The sequence below is a fragment of the Megasphaera intestinihominis genome (assembly GCF_040096415.1).
In the GTDB taxonomy this organism is placed as follows: Bacteria; Bacillota; Negativicutes; order Veillonellales; family Megasphaeraceae; genus Megasphaera; species Megasphaera intestinihominis.
In genome coordinates this window covers 1-896 of sequence record NZ_JBBMEU010000142.1, presented here as the reverse complement: position 1 = coordinate 896, position 896 = coordinate 1, and the positions used below count along the sequence as shown (strand labels likewise).

Below are 896 nucleotides of genomic sequence, written 5' to 3'. Positions count from 1 at the left end.
GTCGAACCGGCTTTGGCAACGGGGACACCTGCCGTGAGGACGACGAGGTCGCCGGCTTTGATGAGGTCGTTGTCGAGAGCTGCAAAGATAGCATTGTCGACGACAGCATCGGTGTCGCTGGCTTCTTTACCGGTGACAGCCTGGACGCCCCAGTTGAGCTGCAGGCGGCGGACGATGGCTTCATGCGGCGATACGGCTACAATCGGGCAGGCCGGACGGAATTTAGAAATCATCTGAGCTGTGCCGCCGCGTTCAGTCGAAGCGATGATGGCTGCAGCGTGGAGGTCTTGGGCAATCTTGACAACGGCTTTGCCGATGGATTCCGTCGTCGTAGCCGATTCAGCGTCGACGTCTTCATAGGACTTCGGCGTGAAGTTGCTTTCCGTAAAGGTTGCGACGCGGGCCATGGTTTCTACCGCTTCCACCGGATAGAGACCGCCAGCCGTTTCGCCACTGAGCATGATGGCATCGGTACCGTCGAGGATGGCGTTGGCGACGTCGCTCGTTTCAGCACGGGTCGGACGCGGGTTGTTGCACATAGATTCCAGCATCTGCGTAGCCGTAATGACCGGTTTACCTGCGGCCTGGCATTTATGGATGAGGACTTTCTGGAGCATCGGCACTTCTTCTGCCGGGACTTCGACGCCGAGGTCACCGCGGGCGACCATGATACCGTCGCTCATCTTGATGATGTCGTCAATGTTGTTGACCGCAGCCTGACATTCGATTTTGGAAATGATTTTCATATGGCTGTCGTGTTTTTCCAAAATCTTGCGGATCGTCAGGACATCTTTGCCGCGCTGGATGAAGGAAGCGGCAATCCAGTCCATGTTCATGCGGCAGCCGAATTCGATATCGTCGGCGTCTGTATCGGAAACAGCCGGCAGGTTGATGGC

1 protein-coding gene is annotated in these 896 nt (G+C 56.9%); it reads right to left on the bottom strand.

All coding sequences use genetic code 11. The annotated features are described in order from the left end of the window. Positions 1-896 (bottom strand): pyruvate kinase (pyk, locus tag WMO23_RS11360; protein WP_349174132.1); only part of this gene is annotated, 896 nt, incomplete at both ends.